The 24647-nt window shown below is 43.2% G+C and carries 21 protein-coding genes; 17 read left to right on the top strand and 4 right to left on the bottom strand.

Features of this window, described 5'->3' with window-relative positions; genetic code table 11:
• Nucleotides 1–6 precede the first annotated feature (6 nt).
• Nucleotides 7–1059, top strand: coding sequence for an alkane 1-monooxygenase (locus J0L83_08525; GenBank protein ID MBN8664603.1), 1053 nt, complete (start codon nt 7–9; stop codon nt 1057–1059).
• Here J0L83_08525 and J0L83_08520 read toward each other — a convergent pair whose 3' ends face one another.
• Nucleotides 1060–3981 carry a hypothetical protein gene (locus J0L83_08520; GenBank protein MBN8664602.1) on the bottom strand — a complete coding sequence of 974 codons (2922 nt, stop codon included), beginning with the start codon at nt 3979–3981 and terminating at the stop codon, nt 1060–1062.
• Nucleotides 3982–4073: 92 nt separating this feature from the next.
• Between J0L83_08520 and J0L83_08515 the strand changes: the two genes are divergently transcribed.
• The 3 genes from J0L83_08515 (at nt 4074) to J0L83_08505 (ending at nt 6707) form a co-directional block, all read left to right on the top strand.
• Nucleotides 4074–4739, top strand: a complete 666-nt coding sequence (locus J0L83_08515) for a response regulator transcription factor (GenBank protein MBN8664601.1) — start codon at nt 4074–4076, stop codon at nt 4737–4739.
• A gap of 65 nt (nt 4740–4804) precedes the next feature.
• On the top strand, nt 4805–5848 hold the full coding sequence (locus tag J0L83_08510; protein MBN8664600.1) for a hypothetical protein: 1044 nt from the start codon (nt 4805–4807) through the stop codon (nt 5846–5848).
• Nucleotides 5849–5885: 37 nt separating this feature from the next.
• Nucleotides 5886–6707, top strand: coding sequence for a hypothetical protein (locus tag J0L83_08505; protein ID MBN8664599.1), 822 nt, complete (start codon nt 5886–5888; stop codon nt 6705–6707).
• A 63-nt stretch (nt 6708–6770) separates the two neighbouring features.
• On the opposite strand, the gene acs is transcribed toward J0L83_08505, so the two are convergent.
• The gene (acs, locus tag J0L83_08500; GenBank protein MBN8664598.1) at nt 6771–8708 is read right to left on the bottom strand and encodes an acetate--CoA ligase; all 1938 of its coding nucleotides are present in this window, start codon (nt 8706–8708) and stop codon (nt 6771–6773) included.
• A gap of 126 nt (nt 8709–8834) precedes the next feature.
• Between acs and J0L83_08495 the strand changes: the two genes are divergently transcribed.
• The 13 genes from J0L83_08495 (at nt 8835) to J0L83_08435 (ending at nt 22230) form a co-directional block, all read left to right on the top strand.
• Nucleotides 8835–9257 carry an IS1 family transposase gene (locus tag J0L83_08495; protein MBN8664597.1) on the top strand — a complete coding sequence of 141 codons (423 nt, stop codon included), beginning with the start codon at nt 8835–8837 and terminating at the stop codon, nt 9255–9257.
• A 114-nt stretch (nt 9258–9371) separates the two neighbouring features.
• Entirely contained in the window at nt 9372–10769 is a 1398-nt protein-coding gene (locus J0L83_08490) for a hypothetical protein (GenBank protein ID MBN8664596.1), read from the top strand.
• A 32-nt stretch (nt 10770–10801) separates the two neighbouring features.
• The gene (locus J0L83_08485; GenBank protein ID MBN8664595.1) at nt 10802–12424 is read left to right on the top strand and encodes an MHS family MFS transporter; all 1623 of its coding nucleotides are present in this window, start codon (nt 10802–10804) and stop codon (nt 12422–12424) included.
• 26 nt (nt 12425–12450) lie between these two features.
• The gene (locus J0L83_08480) at nt 12451–12687 is read left to right on the top strand and encodes a hypothetical protein (protein MBN8664594.1); all 237 of its coding nucleotides are present in this window, start codon (nt 12451–12453) and stop codon (nt 12685–12687) included.
• An 81-nt stretch (nt 12688–12768) separates the two neighbouring features.
• The gene (locus J0L83_08475; protein ID MBN8664593.1) at nt 12769–12981 is read left to right on the top strand and encodes a hypothetical protein; all 213 of its coding nucleotides are present in this window, start codon (nt 12769–12771) and stop codon (nt 12979–12981) included.
• Complete coding sequence (locus J0L83_08470; GenBank protein ID MBN8664592.1) at nt 12974–15673, top strand: hypothetical protein; 2700 nt, start codon at nt 12974–12976, stop codon at nt 15671–15673. The genes J0L83_08475 and J0L83_08470 overlap by 8 nt, the downstream gene beginning before the upstream one ends.
• A 10-nt stretch (nt 15674–15683) precedes the next feature.
• Complete coding sequence (locus J0L83_08465; protein MBN8664591.1) at nt 15684–17987, top strand: acetate--CoA ligase; 2304 nt, start codon at nt 15684–15686, stop codon at nt 17985–17987.
• A 68-nt stretch (nt 17988–18055) separates the two neighbouring features.
• Nucleotides 18056–18961 (top strand): gliding motility-associated ABC transporter ATP-binding subunit GldA, encoded by a 906-nt coding sequence (gldA, locus tag J0L83_08460; protein ID MBN8664590.1) that lies wholly within the window; start codon nt 18056–18058, stop codon nt 18959–18961.
• 87 nt (nt 18962–19048) lie between these two features.
• Nucleotides 19049–20338: a phosphopyruvate hydratase gene (gene eno / locus J0L83_08455; protein ID MBN8664589.1), complete on the top strand. Its 1290-nt coding sequence runs from the start codon at nt 19049–19051 to the stop codon at nt 20336–20338.
• A gap of 98 nt (nt 20339–20436) precedes the next feature.
• The gene (locus tag J0L83_08450; protein MBN8664588.1) at nt 20437–20736 is read left to right on the top strand and encodes a septum formation initiator family protein; all 300 of its coding nucleotides are present in this window, start codon (nt 20437–20439) and stop codon (nt 20734–20736) included.
• 64 nt (nt 20737–20800) lie between these two features.
• Complete coding sequence (locus tag J0L83_08445; GenBank protein MBN8664587.1) at nt 20801–21043, top strand: hypothetical protein; 243 nt, start codon at nt 20801–20803, stop codon at nt 21041–21043.
• 24 nt (nt 21044–21067) lie between these two features.
• Nucleotides 21068–21715: an endonuclease III gene (nth, locus tag J0L83_08440; GenBank protein ID MBN8664586.1), complete on the top strand. Its 648-nt coding sequence runs from the start codon at nt 21068–21070 to the stop codon at nt 21713–21715.
• 68 nt (nt 21716–21783) lie between these two features.
• Complete coding sequence (locus J0L83_08435) at nt 21784–22230, top strand: pyridoxamine 5'-phosphate oxidase family protein (protein MBN8664585.1); 447 nt, start codon at nt 21784–21786, stop codon at nt 22228–22230.
• Nucleotides 22231–22261: 31 nt separating this feature from the next.
• Here J0L83_08435 and J0L83_08430 read toward each other — a convergent pair whose 3' ends face one another.
• Nucleotides 22262–22600 (bottom strand): MmcQ/YjbR family DNA-binding protein, encoded by a 339-nt coding sequence (locus tag J0L83_08430; protein ID MBN8664584.1) that lies wholly within the window; start codon nt 22598–22600, stop codon nt 22262–22264.
• A 70-nt stretch (nt 22601–22670) separates the two neighbouring features.
• Nucleotides 22671–24518, bottom strand: a complete 1848-nt coding sequence (locus tag J0L83_08425) for a 2-oxoacid:acceptor oxidoreductase subunit alpha (GenBank protein ID MBN8664583.1) — start codon at nt 24516–24518, stop codon at nt 22671–22673.
• Between the last annotated feature and the right edge of the window lie 129 nt (nt 24519–24647).

Below are 24647 nucleotides of genomic sequence, written 5' to 3'. Positions count from 1 at the left end.
ATTGATATGCCCATTAGAGCCATTAAATATTTATCGCCTCTGCTAATGTTTGTATTGGCATGGTTTGCTTTTACAGGCAAAGGCTGGGTATGTTTTGCACCTGTACTTTATGCATATGTGTTTATTCCGCTGTTGGAATTATTTATTCAGCCAGATTCCAAAAATATGAGTGCTGCTGAAGAAGAAGTTGCCAAACAGGATGCAGTCTATGATTGGATACTCTATGCGGTAGTGCCTCTTCAGTATGCAGCCCTTGGTTTATTCCTGTTTTCATTTCAGCAGGAGGAACTGAGTTGGGTAGATATTACAGGAAGAATTTTTTCTATGGGTTTGTTGTGCGGCGCTTTTGGTATCAATGTGGCACATGAGTTAGGACATCGAGTGAATAAAATAGAGCAAACTATGGCAAAAATGCTTTTACTCACTTCTCAGTACATGCATTTCATTATTGAACATAATAAAGGTCATCATAAACGGGTGGCTACACATGATGATCCTAGTTCTGCACGTTTGCGTGAAAGCCTGTTTGCATTCTATCCTAGAACTATTGGTATGTCTTATCTCAGTGCCTGGCATATTGAAAACAATGATTTACGTAAAGCAGGTAAGCCTGTGATCAGTATCTACAATGAAATGATTTGGTTTCTCATCATTCAGATTGGCCTAATCGCCATGATTGCTTGGTTATTTGGTACCACAATTATGCTCTACTATCTGGCTGCTGCTATGCTGGGTATTGGCTTACTGGAAACGGTGAATTATATCGAGCATTATGGACTGCGCAGAAAGGAAATAGAACCAGGCAAGTTTGAAAGGGCCATGCCTGAACATAGCTGGAATAGTAATCACCTGATTGGCCGACTGATGCTTTTTGAACTGAGCAGACACAGCGATCATCATTATTTGGCCAGTAGAAAATACCAAATTCTTCGTCACCATGATGATGCACCACAGATGCCAACAGGCTATCCGGGTATGATGATTCTGGCACATTTTCCACCTTTGTTTTTCTATATCATGGAAAAGCAGATGAAGAAATACGGAATCGTTGTACAATAATTATCTACTGATTTGAATACTGGTGCCACCTTGTTTAGGTGTACTCTTAATTAGTAGTTGAAATCCAGCTTCAGCTGCACGCTCCCGCATATTGTGCAGGCCATAGCCTGATGTTTGGGTATGTAAATCAAATCCTTGTCCGTTATCTGTAACAGTTACAGTTAATTTGCTGTCAGACTCAATAACGATATTGATTTCGGTGGCTGCTGCATGCCGAAGCGCATTGGTTAAAGCTTCCTGCATGATGCGCAACAATTGAATGCCTTCGTTCGGACTTAATAATCTTGCTGTTTCAATCTTTTCGCTCAACGCTATTTGTTTATCGGGATAATTAGGCGCAATCTTATTGATCAATTGTTTAAAGCGATCGCTTAGCGATGTAATAGAAATCTGTTCATGCTGTAAAGCCCAGATGGTTTCTCTGAGTGATTGCACCATCTCGTCGGCATTTTCTTTCAATTGTAATAAAGAAGGCTCATCGCCATGCTGTTTCTGTAGTTGTACCACATTGTTTTTGATGGCAGCAGCATAAGCACCCAAATGATCGTGCAAATCGCGAGAGATTCTTTCCCGCTCTTTTAAAATAGTTTGTTTCAGTTCTGCCTTCTTCAGTTCCTGTGCCAGTTTTTGTTTGGTGATGAATCGTACAAAGTACACAATACCAATAATGGTTAAAGCGATGCACAGTAAAATGAAGACAGGTCTTCTCCAGAATGGAGGAATACGTTCAATACTAATTCGTGTAACAGGGGCGCTATTTAGTTGAGCAGGGTCGCTTGCGCACCTTAATTCAAGCACAGATACTTGGTAAGGCAGATTGGTAAAACTGATTTGTCGTTGATCAGCTGTAACAGTAATCCATTGATCAGATACACCCGAGAATCGGTACTGGTATATTATTTGGGCCGCATGTAAAAATGCAGGTGCAGCAAATTCGAAGGAAATTGATTTGTCCTGCTCGCTCAATGTGTAACGATCATAAATACCGGCAGGGGAATAATTGATGCTTGCTGAAGTAAGATAGGGTTGGTAAATGGCTTTCTGTTCTTTGTAGGCATTTGGCTTAATACGAATCAGTCCTTCCGGACTAGCAATTAGAATATTACCATTAGGTTCTTTTTGCATGCTACCTAGCACAAAATCTCTGGCGCTTAAATCATTATCCTCATTGAACTGTCTGATATGGCCAGTTTTGCTGTTGAGTAAATGCAGGCCTGCACTAGTGGCAATCCAGACATTGTCCATGGTATCACTCATCACGCCATAGACTACATTACTCAGTAAACCATTCTGAATATTGTATTGCGTGTGTTTTCCATTATTGAACCGATACACACCGCTACTCAGTGTGGCAATCCATATATTGCCTCGTTTATCTTCAGCCGTGCCGGTAACAATGGTTCTTTTAATAAAAGATTCATTATCTGTATTACTGGGAAAACTGTAGCGTACTTGTAGATTGCTATCCAAACCATTTAATCCGCTATTATTACTTACCCAAGTGAATTTTCTACTGTCGGTGAAGCAATGCAGAAAATAGTTGCCAGTAAGGAGGCCGTTAGGTATTAAAATTGACTTACCGAGAAGTTTTGTCCATTTGTTGCTTGTAAGCTCAAGTATATTTAACCCAGCTATCGTTGAAATAAAAAGCCTATTGCTGTTTTGATCATAATATAAATGGAAGATGGTGTTAGCGGTGAGTGGACTGTTTTGCTGTGTGAATTTTTGAAGAACATTTCCTTGTTTAGTCATTTTTACAAGCCCCCATTCCTTTGAGCCCAGCCAAAGAAAACCATTACGATCTCTGGTGATAGCGGAATAACTCTCTCCAGATATTTTCTTCAACAGCTTGCTTGTTTTCTGTTGTACATACAATCCGCTGCTGGAGCCAATCCAAGTATTTCCTTCCTGATCTGTATGGGCACAAAGTACAGGGTCATTACCATTGGGTTTGATCACTTCAAACAAACCTGAGCTGGTGTTGTACTGCCCAAGACCTTTGTTGGCAAAGCCAATCCAGATAATACCCTCTTTTGATGCATAGGTGTAGAGCACTTCATCATTGGCAGGAATAGCTGGTTGATTTTTCAATAGCACGCCATTACTATCTGCAACGATTAGTCCTTTTGTAGTAGCAATCCACGCATTTTTTTGCAAATCAAAACCGATATGGTTGATTCTGCGATTGAGTTGAATACTGTTGATTGTACGATCAGTTTCTTCGCCATCAGCAAGCTTTACTTGGTAACTACCTGCAGGTGTTTTCATTATCATCCAAATGCGACGACCATCTGAATACATAGTAGTGAGATCAGCATTTTTCTGAAACAAGATATTGGTGTCTTTGGCATGCTGAATTGGTAGCTGAGCAACCGCATTTTGATGCCCGTATATTAGTTTGTTACGATGTACAGTAAAGTTGGTAGGCAAGTCTTTTGGTCTCATGATTGGGTACAATGACTGACGTTGTATGTCCCAGCAGAGAATGTCGTTTTGGCTTGACATAATCAGGTTACCATTAGGCAGTCTTATCAGACTAGTGAATGCGTACTGAAAAGCCTGCTTTAGCGAAGTGTCAGGGAAATAGCGTGTAAACTTTTCTGTGTTGCTATTAAAGCGATTGAGCCCGTGGCGTGTACCTATCCATAATTCACCCTTACCGTCTTCAGCAATAGCCGTAATGAATTGGTCGCTAATAGAACTGCTATCTTCTGGATTGTATTTATAGTATTTGAATTGATATCCATCGTACCTGTTTAATCCATCTTGTGTACCCACCCATAGAAACCCTTTTTTGTCTTGATAAATGCAGGTTACCGCATTTTGAGAAAGCCCGTTTCGTGTATTAAGCACGCGCAGCGCATCCTTAGCATCAGCCCATTGAACAAGTATTAGATAAATCAATAAACACGACAAACGCATGGCTTTAAATTAATACATTTATCATCATGACCGTATAAATACAGCATTTGCTGTATTGCGGTACCATACATCTTTCGTGAATTTTATATCAGATGATTCGTGTTGCAATAGTAGATGACAGATTGGTCAATAGAAAGACAATCCGGCAAAGCCTGGAGCAGGAGTCTGATATACAGATTGTGCTGGAAGCTGTGCATGGCGAAGATTTTCTGGCACAGATGCAGGGGTTGGCTGAGGAGCAATATCCGGATTTGGTATTAATGGATATTGATATGCCCGTGATGAATGGCATTGAAACCATTGCTGTAGCGAGTATTCGCTTTTCTTCTACCAAGTTTTTGGTGTTGACTGTATTTGATGATGATGAGAAAATTTTCGAAGCCATCAAAGCAGGTGCTTGTGGCTATTTACTGAAAGATGATGCTGCCAGTATGCTGCATGATGCTATTGTGAACGCCTACAGTCTTAATGGCGCGCCAATGAGTCCGGCTATAGCCCGGAAAACTTTACAGTGGCTGAAAGACAGCCAAAAACCCACTGCAGTTGCTAAAGAATCTTCTGTGATGGATACGCTTACTGATCGAGAGCAGGAGCTCTTAAAGCTGTTAGTCGAGGGTAAGGACTATAAAGCCATCGCCACACAATTATTTATAAGTCCGCAAACCGTACGCACACATATTAGTAGAATCTACGAGAAGTTGCATATCAATTCCAAAGCACAGGCAATCTTATTGGCCCATAAGTACAAATGGGTGTAAATACAGCATTTGCTGTATTGTTCAGGTTCCACTCGCATAATAGTTTCACGTTTAAAACCAAAATTATGCGTAGAATATTTGCACTATTCATTTCGCTCTCATTCTTTGCTGCAAATGCACAATCAATAGGAGAAGTTGACTTAAAAACGGTCAATAATTATGGCTTGAAAAAGCTAGACGATGCGCCTAAGAAGATTTATATCAGTCAGTTCCGTTTCAATTTTCAAACACTGTATCTGGATAAGGAGCGTAAAGTGGGCGGATTCCGTGGTGGTAGTGAATATACCAGAAGCTATAAGAGTGATGTGGAAGCTAATTTGTCAATAGGATTGAAAGGTTTGCAAGAGCAGGATTTGGTAGATATCGTGAATGAGGCCTACAAAGATTTGACAGAAAAGGTTAAAGCTGCGGGGTATGAATTGGTGTCTGTAGATGCTGCAGCTGCAACAGATGAAATGCAGGGCTGGCAGCGTAAAGCCGGTGGTGCATTGAACCAATCGCAGTTCGATGGATATGTAACGGTATCACCTGCCGGATATGAATATTTGGTAAAAGCTACAAGGGATGATGGCAAGGAAAAAGGTGGCTTTTTGAGCAAGGCGCAGCCGCTGTCCAAACAGCTCGGGGGGGCTATCGTATTGGCGGTGAATATTGCTGTGCCTTTTGCTCACGAGGCAGAATCGGGCGGTAGTAAATTATTGGGCCGTTTGGGTGGTGGTGCCAAAGTGGTGGCTGAAACAGGGTTACAGATTGGCAATGATTGGTTAAATACATCGGGCACTGTTGGCTTTGAGAGTAGTGGTGCAACATTAATTGCTTTGAATGCCAAGCAGAGCATGGCCAATATCAATGTGGGTAACTGGATGCTGAAAAAGCCAATTGAGATTGGAGATGTCATTCCAAAGCAGAAATTCAAATCAGAAGAAACAGCAAAAGTAGATTGGGGTACAGACGCAGGTTTCTTCCGCGTCTATGATGTAGACAATCGCTTTATGAGTAAAGTGCATGCAGTTGAAGTGAATTCTTCTAAGTATAAGGCAGCCGTTGTGGCAGCAGCGAAGAAATACATGGATGCAGTTTGGGCAGAGATTGCCAGCAATTTGAAATAGTTGGTATCGTAGCAAGGATAGATTAAATCAATATTTCATGAGGAAAATCGCTATAACATACCCAATCGCAATTTGTGTTTTATTTAGCTTGTTCTTTTTAGTGCAAGAGTCAAGTGCCCAGCAATTGGCCGACTTTAAATACGGTACAAAAAAGAAGAAAGACTTTTATGGGGGTAGTCATTTCGATATTGGCTTATTGGTTACCAATTTATCAAACCCTGGAGCGCCCTATCCTGCAAGTCATCAGAAAACAGCTATTTCATTTAAAATATCCTCAAAGCGATATAATCTTGAAAAGGGTAGGAAAAGATTCTATTGGCAAAATAAAAGTGTTGGGGATATGTTTTCGCTATTGGGTGCAGTTTTGAAAGATGCCTCAAATGTGCAGCGAAAAGAAGAATCAACCCTATCTCATTTGCTTGGTTTTGGCAGTTGGGGTTGGAATATTAAAAAGCCAACAAGAAGTAGTGCAGCAATAGGTTTTAATGTGAACGATTTCGTGATTGGGTCGCACAATTTTGAGCGTAATAATCTGGGACAATTGATTAATGGTAAAACGATTGAGCCACAAGGCTTATACTATGGTGTTGGCCCCTCTTTCTTCTATGATTACGCTATTTCAGATAAGCTAGTGCTGCAGACACTGACGACCTATACAGTTGGTGTATACAGGCTGGTGAGTGTTAGTGATGCTGTTAAGAATGATCAATACCAGAAACCGCATTTGGCACATTTATCTCTGGAATTATTGACTTCACAAGGCTTTAATGTTGGTATAGATTATACGCGAGTAATTGATATGGGTACCAATAATAACAAGACTACTCGTTTAGATCTAGTGCTTGGGTACCGATTTTAATACAGTAGTGTCTGTTTTTTAGTTAGGATGAATCAAAAAGGGGCGAAAGCCCCTTTTCTGTATTTATAGTTTGCCACGTTTGATTTCATCCACCACACCTGGATCCAACAGGGTAGTGATATCGCCGAGATTTTCTGTTTCACCTTCAGCAATCTTGCGCAGAATTCGACGCATGATTTTACCGCTCCTTGTTTTTGGCAGTCCACTGACAAACTGAATCTTATCCGGCTTAGCGATTGGGCCGATGATACGTGTTACTGTTTGTAGGATATCTTTTCTTACTAAGTCGCCTGTTCCATGTGTATCTGCGCCATGCGAGCCTTGATAAATCACATAAGCATAAATGCCTTGTCCTTTTACTTCATGCGGATAGCCCACTACAGCACTTTCCACCACACCTGAGTGCATATTGATGGCATTTTCCACTTCTGCAGTGCCGATGCGGTGGCCACTCACGTTCAATACATCATCAACGCGACCAGTAATGCGGTAATTACCATCGGCATCTTTTAAAGCGCCATCACCTGTGAAGTATAGGTCTTCATAAGTTGCGAAATAATTGGTTCTACATCTTTCATGATCACCATAAGTGGTTCTGATAGTTGATGGCCAGGGATGTTTAATACAGAGGTTTCCCTTAATGACACCATCCGTCATTTCAGTTACTTCTTTGCCATTTTCATCTACGAGAATGGGTTGAACACCCGGTAAGGGCAAGGTTGCCCAACTGGCTTTATCCGGTGTAATACCTGCAAGATTCGAAATCAACACACCACCTGTTTCTGTTTGCCACCAGGTATCAACGATTGGGCATTTGCCCTTGCCAATATGTTCATGATACCAATGCCAGGCTTCTTCGTTGATGGGTTCACCAACCGTACCCAATACTTTCAAACTGCTGAGGTCGTGGCCATGCACGGGGCCCAAGCCAAAACCCATCAAACTTCTGATGGCTGTGGGTGCTGTGTAGAGAATATTCACTTTGTATTTGTCAACAATATTCCAGAACCTGCCCGCATCAGGCCAAGTAGGTACACCTTCAAACATTAAAGTGGTAGCACCTGCACTAAGCGGTCCGTACAAAATATAGCTGTGTCCTGTAATCCAACCGATATCCGCCGTGCAGAAATGAATATCACCCGGCTGGTATTGAAATACGTTTACAAATGTGTAGTTGGTATAGATCATGTATCCAGCGCATGCATGCACCACACCTTTTGGTTTGCCAGTTGAACCCGAAGTGTATAGAATGAAGAGCGGGTCTTCTGCATCCATGGGTTCTGCTTCAAAATCGTGCAGACCTAGGGTTTCTATTTTTTTCAGTTCATCTTCCCACCACACATCGCGTCCTTTGATCATGGAAACAGGCGTGCGTGTTCTGGTACAAACGATTACGCGTTTCACAGTTCTGTTGCCAATCAATGCATCATCGATCACACTCTTGAGTGGAATATCTTTTTGTCCGCGATAAGCACCATCACAGGTAACAATATATTCTGCTTGTGCATCGTACAAGCGATCAGCAATGCTTTGCGCACTAAAGCCTCCGAAGATCACAGAATGTATGGCGCCAATTCTCGCGCAAGCCAATACAGCAATGGCCAATTCAGGAATCATACCCATATAGATGCAAACGCGATCGCCCTTTTGCACACCATTGTTCTTAAGCACATGGGCAAACTGACAAACTTTCTCGTACAGTTTTTTATACGTAAGAATGCGGTGATGTTCTTCCGGATCATTGGGTTCCCAGATAATAGCTGGATAGTCTCCGTATTTCTCCAGGTGTCTGTCTAAACAGTTCTCTGTGATATTCAGCTTGGCACCTTTGAACCATTCTACTTTGGGTTCCTTGAAATTCCAATCCAGCACATTCTCCCATTTTTGCTTCCACTGAAAGTGTTCGGCAATGCCGGCCCAGAAGCCCACGGGGTCATCAATGCTTTGTTGGTATTGCTGGCGGTAATCATCCAGACTCTTGATCTGATAAGGGTATGACATAACAATCGTTGTTTTAAGGCAGGTCTAAGTACGGATAGAAAAATCGTAAGAACAAGCCATGAAAACTATATTTTGCTAAATAAGTATATTAATGCTATTTTAGTATATACGCCTTAGAACAGCCAAATGAAAATACCCAATTGTCCCAAATGCAATAGCAATGCCATCACACGAAGTGGTATTGTAAAAGACCGACAGCGTTATGTTTGCAAGGATTGTCATTACTATTTCACAGTTGCCAAAGAAGGTAAGAGTATTGATCCTTACTATGTGATAAAGGCATTACAATTACATATTGAAGGGGTGAGTTATCGGGAGATTGAACGCATCCTGGGTGTGAGTCATGTGAGTGTGATGAACTGGGTAAAGAAATACCGAATCAAAGCCCCTGAGAACCATGATTACCGACCTACTTATAAAGTGCTCAATCATACCGAACTCACTGATTTTTTGTCTGTTGCTGCCAATTTGAAAAACGCTGGCATGATGATTACAGAGCTGGGCGATAAATACATGGTGATTAAATGGCAGCGACTGAAATCAGTCTAAAAAACTATCTGTTTACCAAAACTATACCGGTAAAGCAAGATTTCGGAAAGCAACTTGGTAAGTTCGATAAGCGAAAGCAAACCCTTAACCCTTCTAACAACCAAATTGCTTACCATGAAAAAAAGTCTGACTGCAGTAGTCATGCTTTTCCTCGTAACAAGCCTTGTTGAACAGGCTGCTGCGCAGGGAGGTACTGACTATGGCAGTGGTATGAAGATCAACTTCGACAAAGACGGGCAGAAATCACTCCGCTTCATTTTCTGGAGCCAGATGTGGGCCCGCAACGTTCAAAACAATCCAGGTACTTTAATTAACGGTGAAGCCAAATCATCCACATTCGATGTTGGTGCACGCCGTATTCGTGCATTGGCTTTGGCACAAATTTCTCCGCGTTACCTCATTCTTGCACATTGGGGTATCAATAACCAAACCATACTGAATGGTGGTGGTTCGGGTACAACAGGTACCGGTGCTTATGGCGCTGGTAAAAAGCCACAAATGTTTTTCCATGATGTTTGGAATGAATATGCAGTCATTCCTGCAAATGACCCATTAACGGGCAAAGGAAACAAGCGTACATTGTATGTGGGTGCAGGATTGCATTACTGGCATGGGATCTCTCGCATGACTTCTGCTAGTACGTTGAATTTTCTTACCGTAGATGCCCCTATTTTCAACTGGCCATTGATTGAAAACAGTGATCAGTTTGCACGTCAGTATGGTCTATATGTAAAAGGTGTTATCGGTAAACTGCATTATCAGGCTCATTTGAATAAACCATTTGCTACCAATCTTACGCCAACAGCAGGTGCGAATCGTGCAGTCGATAACAATGGTGATCCGGCACTGGCACCGGGTGCTTATCTGGATTATCAATTCTTTGATCAGGAATCCAATGTGCTGCCTTTCCGTGTAGGTAGTTATATCGGTACCAAAAAAGTATTCAATATTGGTGCAGGTTTTTACCACAATGCACGTGGTACCAAAAGTTCTCCTGCAGCAGGTGTTACCAAATCGCACGACATCAGTATCCTCAGTGCAGATGTATTTGCAGACTTGCCCATTGGTGATAAGCAAAAGCACATGGCCGTAACGGTATACTCAGTTTTGTATAACTACAATTTCGGGCCTAATTACTGGCGCAGTGTGGGTATCATGAATCTTGGTACGGATGATCCTTCTATTCCTGCTTCTGCAAAAGCCATTGAAGGTCCGGGCGATGCAAGGGTTTTTATGGGTACAGGAAATATCTGGTACACACAAGCCGGATTACTCTTGCCCAAAGGCAAAACCAATAAAGTGCGTGTACAACCATTTGCAGCTTATGCTTTAAAAAAGTTGGAAGCATTCGACCATAGCTGTCACTATTTCGATGCCGGTTGTAATTTTTACTTAGATGGACATCATTCAAAAATGACTTTCCAGTATTCAAGTAGACCAACGCACGACAACAACAAAAAACTACTCCCCAACAAGGGCGAGCTGATTCTGCAATTCCAAGTTTATCTATAAACCCTCATCCTTTCATTCATAAAATAACGATTATGCCAACTGAAACAACCAATAGCTTCTCTGCCACTTTTGTACCGGCAGGTAATGGTGCCAAACCGGATAAGCCGGTGGAAAAAGGCATCTGGAGCGTGATAGGCGCATCCTCTGTAGGTACCCTGATTGAGTGGTACGATTTTTACATCTTCGGTTCTCTCGCAATTATCATTTCTGAAAAATTCTTCCCACAAACCAATCCAACAGCAGCTTTTCTTTCCACCTTGGCCACATTCGCTGCAGGTTTTATCGTAAGACCTTTTGGCGCATTGGTGTTTGGTAGATTAGGTGATATCATCGGTCGTAAATACACTTTCCTGCTTACACTAGTTTTGATGGGTGGTTCCACATTCCTGATTGGCTTAATACCCAGTTATGAAAATTTTGCCTGGGCACCGGTGGTGATTCTCTTACTCAGATTGGTGCAAGGCCTTGCATTGGGTGGTGAATATGGTGGTGCTGCAACCTATGTGGCAGAACATGCGCCTGAACACAGAAGAGGTTATTTCACCAGCTGGATCCAAACTACTGCTACACTGGGTTTGTTTGTCTCGCTGGGTGTTATCCTGATTACTCGTCAGTCTATGTCGTCTGAAGCATTCAGCGATTGGGGCTGGAGACTGCCTTTCTTGTTGAGCATTCTGTTGGTGATTGTCTCTATCGTGATTCGCATGAAGATGAAAGAATCACCTATGTTCAGTAAACTGAAGAAAGAAGGAAAAACTTCTGTAAACCCCATCAAGGAAAGCTTCGGTCATAAAACCAATTTGCGTATGGTATTGCTGGCATTGTTTGGTGCTACCATGGGTCAGGGTGTGGTTTGGTATACCGGACAATTCTATGCGCAGACCTTCCTGCTCAAGACTTGTAACATCAATGATGTGCAGGTAAATACCTGGATTGGTATCGGCCTGTTGCTGGCAACACCTTTCTTTGTAGTCTTTGGTGCGTTGAGTGATCGTATTGGTCGTAAGATCATCATGATGGTAGGTATGTTGGTAGCTATTGTTTCTTACAGACCTATTTTCAACGCCATGTATGATATGGCTGATGTGAAACAAAAAACAGAGATCGTTGCGAATACACAAGTGGCAACTACAGAAACACCTGATGCCAAAGATGCAACCAAGCTGAAGAAAGTAACTACCACCAATAAATCATTCACAGATGGTTCTACGTATAAGGAAATAAAGACGGAGACTTTTGCAGTAAGCGATCCTGCAAAAGCTATTAAATCTGATACCAAGAAAACCATCACTTTAGCTGAAAGCTATAAGTGGAAGATTATTGGTTATATGTTTATCCTGGTATTATTTGTAACCATGGTCTATGGCCCTATTGCTGCTTTCTTAGTTGAATTGTTCCCCACCAAGATTCGCTATACATCCATGAGTTTACCTTATCATATTGGTAATGGTGTGTTTGGCGGTTTGGTGCCTTTTATTGGTACACTTATCTACGAATATTCCAAGACAACAAGCAATCCAACCGGTGATCCATTGGCTGGTCTCTGGTATCCGATTGCAATTGCAGCAGTTTGTCTGGTTATTGGTACACTCTACTTGAGTAATAAGATTGATACCGATGTAAGCGATGAGCAAAACGTTTACGTACACGAATAAATTCCTTCACCACTCAATAAAAAGATATGAATGCGATTAAGAGATTATTAGGCCCTTTCTGGATGCTGCTTGGCCCTGCTGCTATTGTATTCCTGATTTATGAAGCTGCCAAGAAGATTGCAGAAAAACCCACGCAGGATGTGTACCTGCCTTGGGTTATCATCATCACCATTTTCACACCCATCGCCATTGGCTTTGTAATCTTCGGTTACTATGCCATGAAGGGAGAGTACGATATGGATCATGGTGAATTGTATGAATAAACAATTTGGGTGAACATGCTAAAGCGCGGAGTCTTGAACTCCGTGCTTTTTGCGTATATTAACTGTATAACCCTTCACCACATGAAAGAGCGCAAGCGGGAACCAAAACTGGTTTTTATCGCTGTTTTATTTACGCTACTGGCAGGCTATCCTTTTTTGCAGATGGCCAGTGCCCCCGACTTAATTCTGGGCATCCCAAAATTATTTGCCTATCTCTTTGTGGTGTGGATATTGCTGATACTCGCCATCGCTTTTGTGATGCGCAGTCATAAACGAAAGAAGGAATATGAATAACTGGCTCATCATATTGTCTTCTTTACTCTACTTGGCTTTGCTGTTTTCAGTAGCCTATTATGCTGAATGGCGTTCAGCCATCGGTAAGAGCCTGATCAATAATCCCTATGTATATGCATTGAGTCTGGCTGTGTATTGTACTGCCTGGACTTTCTTCGGCAGCGTAGGCAGGGCTACAACACATGGAATTGAGTTTCTGTATATCTATATCGGTCCCACCATTATGGCGCCGCTATTCTGGGTGGTATTCCGCAAATTGATTCGCATTGTTAAAATGCAGCGCATCAATAGTATTGCTGATTTTATCTCTACACGATACGGAAAGAATATCACACTGGGTATGATCGTGACACTTTTGTGTATCATCGGTATTATTCCCTATATCGCGATTCAGATCAAAGCCATCAGTAGCGGACTAGACATCTTATTGGATACAGTTCCGCAACAAGGATTGCCTTTATGGAAGGATAGCACTGTTTACATCGCACTTGTCTTGGCGGTGTTTGTGATTTTATTCGGTACCAGATCAGTTGATGCTTCGGAGAAGCATGAGGGTATGGTGGCCGCTATTGCGTTTGAAAGCATTATTAAAATCATCGCATTTACTGCAGTTGGTTTATTTGTTACCTATACACTCTTCAATGGCTTCGGAGATATTTTCTCCAAAGCGGCTGTGCATCCAAAACTGAATAAGCTCTTTACGATTCAGTCGGGCAATACGTATGTGCAATTATTCATGGTGATGCTGCTCAGTATGCTGGCAATTTTTCTACTACCACGTCAATTTCAGGTAGCTGTATTGGAGAATACCAAAGAGCAACATTTGAAGAAAGCCATGTGGTTATTTCCTTTGTATTTATTGCTCATCAATGTATTTGTTTTGCCTGTTTCATTTGGTGGTACATTGTTGTTAGACGGACAATCCTTTCATCCTGATACCTATGTTTTAGCAATTCCCAAAGAAGCGGGTAAAGACTGGCTCACGATGCTGGTCTTTATTGGTGGTTTTTCTGCAGCCAGCTCTATGGTAATTGTTGAAACCATTGCATTGAGTACCATGGTGAGTAACAATATTCTTCTGCCCGGCTTGTTTTCTATTGATGCATTCAAAGAAGGGCTGGATCAAAGTATCCGCAAATTCATTTTGTATACAAGACGCATCAGTATTCTGCTCATCATTGCATTAGCGCTTGTATACGACAAACTGATTGCAGGTAGTTTCTCTCTTGTTTCTGTTGGCTTGGTCTCTTTTGCGGCAGTGGCACAATTTGCGCCGGCCGTCATTGGTGGTATTTATTGGAAGCAGGCCAACAAAACTGCTGCCATCACCGGTATGTTGATTGGTTTTGCCGTTTGGTTCTATACTATGGTGATTCCTTCTATGGCAGGTGCTGGATTATTGCAGCCCGGTTTAATGGAAGAGGGTTTATTCGGTTGGTCATTCCTGAAACCACAAGCTTTATTTGGCTTAGTGGGCTGGGATACGATTAGTCATGGTACATTCTGGAGTTTGTTTTTCAATACCGGATTTTTTATTGGGCTATCCTTGTTCACACAACCACGCCCGCAGGAAGTGTATGCAGCAGAAACTTTTGTGGATGTATACAAATATGCATTGCCACTTGATGAAACACAACAATTCTGGAAGGGTAGTGCAGAGATCAAAGACTTGCGTAACCTGTTGAATAATTTCATTGGCACAGAACGTACAGAACAGATACTACAATCTTATGCGAGTAAGCATCGAATGTTGTTAACTGGCAAAGCTGATGCCCACCTGGTAGGTTTTTGTGAAAAGATATTGGCTGGTGCTATTGGCTCTGCTTCAGCACGCATCATGATACGAAGTGTGGTGAAAGAAGCAGACCTGAGTGTGGATGAAGTGATGAAGATTCTGCGCGAGACACAAGTCATGAAGGAGAGTAACAAGGAATTGAAGAAGCAGCAGGAAGCTTTGCGTAAAGTGACTGATGAATTACAACAGGCGAATGAACAGATGAAACAGATGGATGCGATCAAGGATGAATTTCTCTATACTGTAACGCATGAGTTGAGAACACCTTTGACCTCCATTCGTGCTTTGAGTGAGATTTTATACGATAATCCTGATTTGCCCTTAGCTGATCAACAGCAATACCTCGAAGCTGTGGTGAAGGAAACAGTCAGGCTCAGTCATTTGATTACACAGGTCTTGAATCTGGAACGCTATGAGAGTGGTCGGGCTAGACTCAATATCGCTGAGCTCTCTGTTGAAACCATGCTGCAAGATGCTATAGCTGGTATCGAACCCATTGCGCAGGAAAAACAAATACAGATCCAAACAAAACTTGCGCCTTTGGCATTGATACAAGGCGATCGAGATTTGCTCGCACAGGTATTCACCAATCTGCTGAGTAATGCCGTCAAGTTTGCCAAAACAAATATTCATGTAATCGCAAAGCAGGAAGCAGATTGGCTGCATATTGTTGTGACGGATGATGGCGCAGGTATTGATCCTGAAGTGCACGAATTGATTTTCGATAAATTCTTTCAGGCCAAAAATCAAACCCTCAAAAAGCCGGAGGGCAGCGGGTTAGGATTGGCCATTTCGCGACGCATTACTGAAATGCATCGTGGAAAAATTTGGGTGGATAGTGAACCCGGCAAAGGCGCCAGTTTTCATGTGCAGTTGCCGGTATTGCTGAACGATTAAAACAAGTGTTATGACTGCTGTACAACACAAGGTATTGGTAGTGGATGATGATCCCTACATCCTGATGTCGCTGGAATTTCTGATGAAGAAAAGCGGGTATGATGTGCTGGTGGCGCGCAATGGTACAGAAGCATTGAATACCATTCATGCATACAACCCTGATCTGGTCTTATTGGATATCATGATGCCTGATGTGGATGGCTATGCAATTTGTGAGCATATCAAGACCACACCTTCATTGGAACATGCGCGTGTGGTATTTCTTTCAGCCAAGACAAAGGAAGCAGATATCCGCAGAGGTTATGAGGCAGGTGCAGAGCTTTTCATCACCAAGCCATTTAGTACCCGTGTACTCATGCAACAGGTGCAGGATTTATTGAAGAAAACACCGCCCAAACTTTCTTCACCATATCAGCTGGCTTATCAAGAAAGTATCAGCGCTAGCACAGCATTTTGGAAAGAACAAGCTGCGGCAATTGATTGGTTTCGTTTTCCACAAACCATTCTTGATGAGGATGAAACCGGTTTGTATCGCTGGTATACAGATGGCGTATTGAACCTCTCTCATCTCTGTCTGGATGTGCATGTTGTAAACGGACTTGCACAACAAACGGCACTCATCTATGATTCGCCTGTTACCAAAACCATTCGTAAATATAATTATGCAGAACTACGCGATGAAGTAGCCAAACTCGCGGGTGGTTTGCAACAACTTGGTGTTGGTAAAGGTGATCGGGTGGTGATCTATATGCCCATGATTCCGCAAGCAGTATTTGCGATGCTGGCTTGTGCGCGCATTGGTGCCATTCATTCCGTTGTATTCGGCGGATTTGCGCCACATGAACTGGCTGTCCGAATCGAAGATGCTGCACCGAAAATCATCATCACTGCTTCCTATGGTATTGAGTTCGATAAAAAGATTCCGTATAAGCCATTGGTAGATCAGGCTATGCAGGAATCTACCTATCAGCCTAAGCATGTAGTGGTGTATCAAAGAGAAGGCCTGCGTGCAGACATGCAACAGGGCAGGGATATTGATTTACTGGAGTTGATGGAAACAGCCAATCCGGTTAGTCCTGTACCTGTTTTATCTACTGATCCATTGTATGTGTTATATACTTCCGGAACAACGGGTAAACCAAAAGGAATTGTACGTGATGGCAGTTATGCAGTAGCACTTAAGTATAGCATGCAAGAAGTATACAATGTGCAACCCGGCGATGTGTTTTGGGCTGCGAGTGATGTGGGTTGGGTTGTAGGGCATAGTTATATCGTGTATGGTCCGCTGTTACACGGTTGCACCACAGTCTTGTTTGAAGGCAAACCGGTGCGCACACCAGATGCAGGCGAGTTCTGGCGTGTGGTGCAAGATCATCAAGTGAAAGTGATGTTCACGGCACCAACAGCCATTCGTGCCATCAAGAAAGAAGATCCTGATGGTGTATTGCTACAGCAGAAAGATCTGCGTTCATTGAAACATTTATTCCTTGCTGGTGAGCGATGCGATCCAGCTACTTACCACTGGATCAGTGATCTCTTGCAAATTCCAGTAATTGATCACTGGTGGCAGACAGAAAGTGGCTGGCCCATGCTGGGTATCATGATGGGATTAGAACCGATGCCACCTAAAGCAGGTGCTGCAGGTAAACCCATCTGCGGTTTTGATGTACAAATTTTGGGTGAAGATGGTCAGCCCGTACCGGATAATCAGGAAGGTGCAGTGGCAGTGAAACTGCCTTTGCCGCCGGGTTGTCTGCCCACATTGTGGCAAAATGCTGCGGGCTATCACCAAGCATATCTCAGTCAGTTCCCAGGCTATTATCTCACCGGTGATGGTGGCTATCGCGATAGCGATGGATATTTCTATATCATGGGCAGAATCGATGATGTCATCAATGTATCTGGTCATAGACTAAGCACGGGCGAAATGGAAGAGATCATTGCGCAACATCCGGATGTAGCTGAATGCGCAGTTATTGGTATTGCAGATGAGTTGCGCGGACAAAGACCCATTGGCCTCGTGGTGTTGAAAGATGGTAGGTCAATTGATGAAGCATCTTTGGAAGCTGCATTGGTGCAATTGGTGCGTGATAAGATTGGTGCTGTGGCTTATTTCCGCAATGCTTTACTCGTAAAGCGATTACCCAAAACACGCAGCGGGAAAATTTTACGTAAAACCATGCGCATGATGGCTGATGGCAATCCTTATACCGTACCTTCCACTATTGATGATCCTTCCATACTAGATGAGATCAAAGCTTGCATGATTGCACGTAAACAAGGTCTTGCATTTCAAGACCCGCAACCGGCTTGATCGTTTCTTACCAAAGCTTTTACAGTATAGCGGATAGCCAAACCAAGGCTTTCCGCTATTTTTGACGCATGTCGGTATCAGTACAGTCGCTAAGCAAGGTTTACGGTACACAGAAAGCAGTGGACAATATCAGCTTCTCACTAAAAAAAGGTGAGATCGTTGGTTTTTTGGGTCCCAATGGTGCAGGTAAGAGTACCACCATGAAAATGATTACAGGCTATCTGCAACCTGATGCTGGTACAGCAACGGTTTGTGGTATTGATGTGGTGCAGGATGCATTGGCTGTCAAGAAAAAGATTGGCTATCTGCCGGAATCGAATCCCTTGTACTACGATATGTATGTGAAAGAGTATCTCGCTTTTATTGCAGGGGTACATCAATTGGCACAAGCCAAACAACGCATCGCTGATGTCATTGCTTTAACCGGTTTGCAGGTAGAACAGCACAAAAAATTAGGACAATTATCCAAAGGCTATAAACAAAGAGCCGGATTGGCCGCTGCACTGATTCATCAGCCGGAAGTATTGATTCTGGATGAGCCTACTACCGGATTAGACCCCAATCAGATTCAGGAAATTCGTCAGGTCATCAAAACGCAGGGTGCTGATAAAACCGTCTTATTCTCTTCGCATATTCTGCAAGAAGTGCAAGCGATCTGCGACCGCATCATCATCATCAACAAAGGCAAAATCGTTGCGGATGATTACCTCACCAATCTGCAACAACAGCAGCAACAAGTGGTGCAAGTAGGTTTTGCTGAAGCGCTGGAAGCAGAGTGGCTGCAGCGTTTGGTGCATAGCCGCAATGTACATAAGCTGGATACCCATCGCTGGCAGATTGAGACAGATGCGCCTGATCAATTGCGCAAAGAATTGCTGGAACTGGCATTGGCCCAGCAGTTCAACATCACTTCCCTCCAAACGGCCGGGTTAAATTTGGAAGAAGTCTTCCGTCAACTCACTACTCAGGCATAGGGCTTTCCGTGAATATGTTGTAAATTGCCGTGCTCTGCGAAAGAGCCGTCCTGCGGGATGTATCCAAGAATCAAAAAGCAAGCAATTATGAGCTACATTATTGAAGTACATGCGCGTCAGATTCTCGACAGCCGTGGTAATCCAACCGTTGAAGTAGATGTATTAACCGATGATGGTGCATTGGGCCGTGCTGCGGTTCCAAGTGGCGCCAGCACTGGTATTCACGAAGCTGTAGAGCTGCGCGATAACGATAAGAAAAAATATGTTGGTAAAGGTGTATTGAAAGCCGTTAAGAACGTCAACGATATCATCGCTGATGCGATCGTTGGTTATGATGTTACACAGCAGGCTGCCATCGATCAGGTGATGATTGATCTGGATGGTACACCAAATAAAGGTAAGCTGGGCGCAAATGCTATTCTGGCGGTAAGTATGGCTGTTGCCAAAGCTGCTGCTGAAGAAGCCGGCATGCCTTTGTTCCGCTATATCGGTGGTACCAATGCAAGAACACTGCCTGTGCCTATGATGAATATCCTGAATGGTGGCGCGCACGCAGATAACAAAATCGATTTTCAGGAATTCATGGTGATGCCAGTAGGCGCGCCAAGCTTTAGCGAAGGTCTGCGCTGGGGTGTGGAAGTATTTCACGCACTGAAGAGTGTATTGAAAAAGAAGGGTTATAGCACCAACGTAGGTGATGAAGGTGGTTTTGCACCGAATATCCAAAGCAATGAGGAAGCGATTGAAACTGTATTGCAAGCCATTACTGCCGCAGGTTACAAGCCCGGCACGCAGATAGTGATTGCCATGGATGCGGCTAACTCAGAACTCTGGGATGCGAAGAAGAAAAAATATGTGTTCCATAAGAGCAGCGGTAAAGAAATGAGCAGCGAACAGCTGGTGAAGTATTGGGAAAAATGGGTGAAGGAATATCCGATCGTGTCTATCGAAGATGGTATGGCTGAAGACGACTGGAATGGTTGGAAAGCCCTCACGCAAGCCATCGGCAGCAAGTGCCAGCTGGTGGGTGATGATCTGTTTGTAACCAATGTAAACCGTCTGCAAACCGGTATCGACAAGGGTATTGGTAATGGTCTGTTGGTAAAAGTGAACCAAATCGGTTCTGTTACTGAAACCATCAACGCGGTTACACTGGCACAACACAATGGTTATAACACCATTATGAGCCACCGAAGCGGTGAAACAGAAGATGTAACCATCGCTGATTTGGCGGTTGCCCTGAATTGCGGTCAGATCAAGACTGGTTCTGCATCACGTACAGACCGTATGGCTAAGTACAACCAATTGCTCCGTATTGAAGAAATGCTGGGCCATACCGGTACTTATCCTGGTAAAAAATTGAAGTTCGGCAAATAAGTTAGGGCCGATTTCGTTCATACATGGTTCATGGTGGATATCCCTTCCGCTGTGAACCATGTTTATTTTACGGCGAATCACTAATTTGCCCACTGTTCATGAAAAAGATCATACCCATCATTGCCAATAAGTATTTCCTGGCCATCACATTCTTTGTGGTGTGGATGTTGTTTTTCGATGAACGCAATTACTTCGATCAGCGCGATGAGCGCCAAAAACTGGAAAAGCTGGAAGCTAAAAAGAAGTACTACGAAACGGAGATTGAGAAAGCCAGAAAGGAGTTACAAGATTTACAAAATAATCCCGCTGCACTGGAGAAATATGCCCGGGAACGCTATCTCATGAAGAAACAGGGAGAAGACATCTACATTATAGAAGATTCCACCCAAAAACAATAAACCTGCAATATTCTAACAATAGCCATCGTTTTATATCTGCGTCCGTATTCCCTCACCTGAAAAGATGAAGATGATGAAAAAGTTTACGGACGAGGAACTGATTTTGTATATCTATAAAGACGCTGCTGCCGCATTAACGAGAGCAATTGATGCTGCTATTGAAGAAGATATTGTGCTCAAAGACAGGATGCGGGTTTTGGAAAGAACCATCAAACAGCTGGATAAGCTAAAGCTGAAAAGTCCCTCCAAAAAATCCATCAAGGCCATACTGGATTATGCCCAAACGGGTAAGAAGCCGCACGGATAATTGCCTGCTGTATCTTTGCGCAGCATGACCAGAAAGCAACGTTATCAATTTGTCATTGATTATTTCCAGCAACACGCACCCAATGCGGAAACGGAGTTGTTGTACGACAATCCTTTTGAATTATTGGTAGCAGTCATTCTCTCTGCACAGTGTACGGATGTGCGCGTGAACATGACCACACCTGCTATCTTTCGCAGATATCCTACACCACAGAAATTAGCCAAAGCCAGTTTTGATGATTTGTTTCCACTCATCAAAAGCATTTCTTATCCCAATAATAAAACCAAGCACCTGATTGGTATGGCCAATATGTTGCTGGAGCAATTTGGCGGAGAAGTACCGATGACGGTGGATGAATTGGTAAAACTACCCGGTGTTGGTAGAAAGACAGCAAACGTCATTACCAGCGTCATTGATCAACAGCCCAATATGGCTGTGGATACGCATGTGTTTCGTGTGAGTCACCGCATAGGTCTGGTGCCTACAAGTGCCACTACGCCTTTGGCGGTAGAGAAAGCGCTGATCAAAGAGATTCCGGAAGACTTGGTGCACAAAGCACACCATTGGTTGATTCTGCATGGTCGCTATACCTGTCTGGCACGCTCGCCAAAATGTGCTTCCTGTGGTTTACAGCAAGCCTGCAGATACTTCAGTAAACAAGCCAAACAATAACTGAGTAATATCATTTTCTGCGCACGGCTTTTCACTATCTTAGATATTGATCAATTAAACTAAGTTTTATGGCTTATACAGCTGCTGATGGTCCTGCTATTGATGAGCGAATTGTAAAATTCATTGATGCGGCCAGTGTACTCAATTTTGCTACATCTGTTAAGGATGCACCTTATTGCGCTTCTGTGTACTTTGCTTATGAACCAACCCATCATTGGTTTATTTTCAAATCAGATCCTGATACCAAGCACATTGAACAGGCTTTGCAAAATACAGCTGTTGCAGGAACTATCCTGCCTGATAAGATTGACAAGCTGGTGGTAAAAGGTATTCAGTTTACCGGCACATTCATGCAGCCTGATTCGGGCACTTTGGATTTAGCGAAATCTGTTTACCTAAAGAAATATCCGATAGCTACTATTTTCCGCGGCGATATCTGGATAGTAGAAGTGCACAAGATTAAGTATACCGACAATACGCCAATTGTAGGAAAGAAGATACTCTGGGAACGCTAACCCTTTCTGATGATACAAAGCGGTGAAATTTTCACCGCTTTTTTGTTGTCTTCTTTTTGGCAACCAGTTCGTATGAATGATCGATTAATTCTCTTACCAGTTTCATTGGTACACTGCCATCAAGAATGATGGTATTCCAATGTTGCTTATTCATGTGATAGCCGGGCAGGATGGATGCATATTGTTCTCTTAATTCAATGGCACGTTCAGGATCGCATTTGGCATTGAATTGTACCGGGACTGTATCCAAAGAAATCAGTAAAAACACTTTACCTGAAACCTTCATCACCAATACATCCGGCCCAAAGGGCAGGGTCTCTTCGGTGTCTGGCTTAGACAAAGCATATTCTCGGAGTTGGTCGATGGTCATATTCTAAACTACACAAAAAAGCGCAGCCATTGCTGACTGCGCGTGTACATTGGGAGTCTCACTATTGGGGTTACAGCATTTTGCTGATGGTATCCACCAGCTCACTCTTCGTAATGGGTACGCCCATAATTTTATTGTATGCTTTTGCATCAACCAGGTATTGATCGCGTATGATGCGTACTAGCTGACCATTATTGATTTCAGGTACCAATACATGATCGTAGTTCTTCAAGATCTCGCCTAAGTTTTTAGGGAATGGACGTAGGTAACGCAGATGCGCATGTGCCACTGCATGACCTTGTGCATTCAGTTCCATTACAGCACTCTTGATAGCACCGAAAGTAGAACCCCAGCCGAGTACGAGTACTTTTCCTTTTTCTGGTCCGCACTCAATGGTCTGCAAAGGAATATAATCAGCAATCTTGTCCACTTTAGCCTGACGTGTTTTCACCATGTGTTGGTGGTTGTCTGCATCATAGCTAACATTACCAGTTACATCTTGTTTTTCCAAACCACCGATGCGGTGTTCCAAGCCCGGTGTTCCAGGAATAGCCCATGGACGTGCGAGTTTTTCATCACGCTTATAGGGTTGGAATTTTTCTTCGCCTTCAGCCAATGCTTTTTTGAATGTCACTTCAATTTGCTGCAAGTCTTTCGACTGAGGGAATTTCCATGGCTCGGCGCCGTTGGCGATATAACCATCACTTAAGAAAATCACAGGTGTCATGTGTTGCACAGCAATGCGAACTGCTTCATACACCGCATCAAAACAATCGCTTGGGGTAGATGCAGAAACGATGGGCATGGGTGCTTCACCATTACGGCCGTAATACGCTTGCATCAAATCACTTTGCTCAGTCTTGGTAGGCAAACCGGTAGATGGTCCACCACGCTGGATATTGATAATGAGCAAAGGAATTTCCAGCATCATCGCCAAGCCCATGGCTTCGCCCTTCAAGGCAATACCCGGACCAGATGTTGTGGTAACACCTAAGTAACCGCCATAGCTAGCGCCGATAGCAGATGTTACGCCGGCAATTTCATCCTCCGCCTGGAAAGTGCGGATATTAAAAGTCTTGTATTTACTCAGTTCGTGCAGAATGTCTGAAGCGGGTGTGATAGGATAAGTTCCTAAGAATAGCGGTAAGCCACTTTTCTCGCTAGCTGCAATCAAACCATAAGCCAAAGCTTGGTTACCCATGATACTACGATAAGTACCGGGAGGTAATTTGGCGCGTTCAACTTTATAACGAGTGGTAAATGTTTCTGTCGTATCGCCGTAAAAATATCCGGCTTGCAATACTTTGATATTGCTCTGCAAAATCACATCCTTCTTACCGAATTTCTCTTTCAGGAAGTCGATGGTATTGTCCAGATTTCTATTGTACATCCAATAGATGAAACCCAGAACAAACATGTTCTTCGCACGATCGCGTTCTTTCACGCCCAGCTCAGGAAAATCCTTTAGTGCTTCGCGGGTAAGTTTGGTCACATCAATCTTGGTAACCAGATAGCCATCGAGGCTGCCATCTTCCAAAGGATTTACGCCTTCAGGGTAGTTGGCCAGTCGTAGGTTCTTGCCATCAAAGCCATCGGTGTTGGCAATGATTTTACCACCTGCTTTCAGGCTTTTCAGGTTTACTTTCAGCGCAGCAGCATTCATAGCCACCAGCACATCGCAAAGATCACCGGGGGTAAATACTTTTTCGCTGGAGAAATGGATCTGAAATCCCGATACACCGGGTAATGTTCCCTGTGGGGCACGAATTTCTGCGGGGAAATCGGGGAAAGTAGCCAGATCAATACCCAGGAGGGCTGTATTGTTGGTGAACTGTTGTCCTGTCAACTGCATACCATCGCCGCTATCGCCGGCGAACTTGATCACGACATTCTGTAGAACTTCTTCCTTAATGGCCATGTGACTTACTGTTTTCTGTACTAGAATCGAACGAATTTAATATAAGTTTTGCCGTGTAAAAGATGATTTTTCTCAGGTGGCTTTTGGTTTTTGGTTTATGGTGCATAGTTGCTTGTTTGGGGTTGCAGT

It is taken from the genome of Chitinophagales bacterium, from assembly GCA_017303835.1.
Lineage (GTDB): Bacteria > Bacteroidota > Bacteroidia > Chitinophagales > Chitinophagaceae > JAFLBI01.
This window is presented reverse-complemented; position numbering and strand designations above follow the sequence as displayed.

Bases quoted from the DNA above. Each gene is read 5' to 3' on its own strand.
- J0L83_08525 (MBN8664603.1), top strand. From the start codon at position 7: ATGCCCATTAGAGCCATTAAATATTTATCGCCTCTGCTAATGTTTGTA.
- J0L83_08520 (MBN8664602.1), bottom strand. From the start codon at position 3,981: ATGCGTTTGTCGTGTTTATTGATTTATCTAATACTTGTTCAATGGGCT.
- J0L83_08515 (MBN8664601.1), top strand. From the start codon at position 4,074: ATGATTCGTGTTGCAATAGTAGATGACAGATTGGTCAATAGAAAGACA.
- J0L83_08510 (MBN8664600.1), top strand. From the start codon at position 4,805: ATGCGTAGAATATTTGCACTATTCATTTCGCTCTCATTCTTTGCTGCA.
- J0L83_08505 (MBN8664599.1), top strand. From the start codon at position 5,886: ATGAGGAAAATCGCTATAACATACCCAATCGCAATTTGTGTTTTATTT.
- acs (MBN8664598.1), bottom strand. From the start codon at position 8,708: ATGTCATACCCTTATCAGATCAAGAGTCTGGATGATTACCGCCAGCAA.
- J0L83_08495 (MBN8664597.1), top strand. From the start codon at position 8,835: ATGAAAATACCCAATTGTCCCAAATGCAATAGCAATGCCATCACACGA.
- J0L83_08490 (MBN8664596.1), top strand. From the start codon at position 9,372: ATGAAAAAAAGTCTGACTGCAGTAGTCATGCTTTTCCTCGTAACAAGC.
- J0L83_08485 (MBN8664595.1), top strand. From the start codon at position 10,802: ATGCCAACTGAAACAACCAATAGCTTCTCTGCCACTTTTGTACCGGCA.
- J0L83_08480 (MBN8664594.1), top strand. From the start codon at position 12,451: ATGAATGCGATTAAGAGATTATTAGGCCCTTTCTGGATGCTGCTTGGC.
- J0L83_08475 (MBN8664593.1), top strand. From the start codon at position 12,769: ATGAAAGAGCGCAAGCGGGAACCAAAACTGGTTTTTATCGCTGTTTTA.
- J0L83_08470 (MBN8664592.1), top strand. From the start codon at position 12,974: ATGAATAACTGGCTCATCATATTGTCTTCTTTACTCTACTTGGCTTTG.
- J0L83_08465 (MBN8664591.1), top strand. From the start codon at position 15,684: ATGACTGCTGTACAACACAAGGTATTGGTAGTGGATGATGATCCCTAC.
- gldA (MBN8664590.1), top strand. From the start codon at position 18,056: ATGTCGGTATCAGTACAGTCGCTAAGCAAGGTTTACGGTACACAGAAA.
- eno (MBN8664589.1), top strand. From the start codon at position 19,049: ATGAGCTACATTATTGAAGTACATGCGCGTCAGATTCTCGACAGCCGT.
- J0L83_08450 (MBN8664588.1), top strand. From the start codon at position 20,437: ATGAAAAAGATCATACCCATCATTGCCAATAAGTATTTCCTGGCCATC.
- J0L83_08445 (MBN8664587.1), top strand. From the start codon at position 20,801: ATGAAGATGATGAAAAAGTTTACGGACGAGGAACTGATTTTGTATATC.
- nth (MBN8664586.1), top strand. From the start codon at position 21,068: ATGACCAGAAAGCAACGTTATCAATTTGTCATTGATTATTTCCAGCAA.
- J0L83_08435 (MBN8664585.1), top strand. From the start codon at position 21,784: ATGGCTTATACAGCTGCTGATGGTCCTGCTATTGATGAGCGAATTGTA.
- J0L83_08430 (MBN8664584.1), bottom strand. From the start codon at position 22,600: ATGACCATCGACCAACTCCGAGAATATGCTTTGTCTAAGCCAGACACC.
- J0L83_08425 (MBN8664583.1), bottom strand. From the start codon at position 24,518: ATGGCCATTAAGGAAGAAGTTCTACAGAATGTCGTGATCAAGTTCGCC.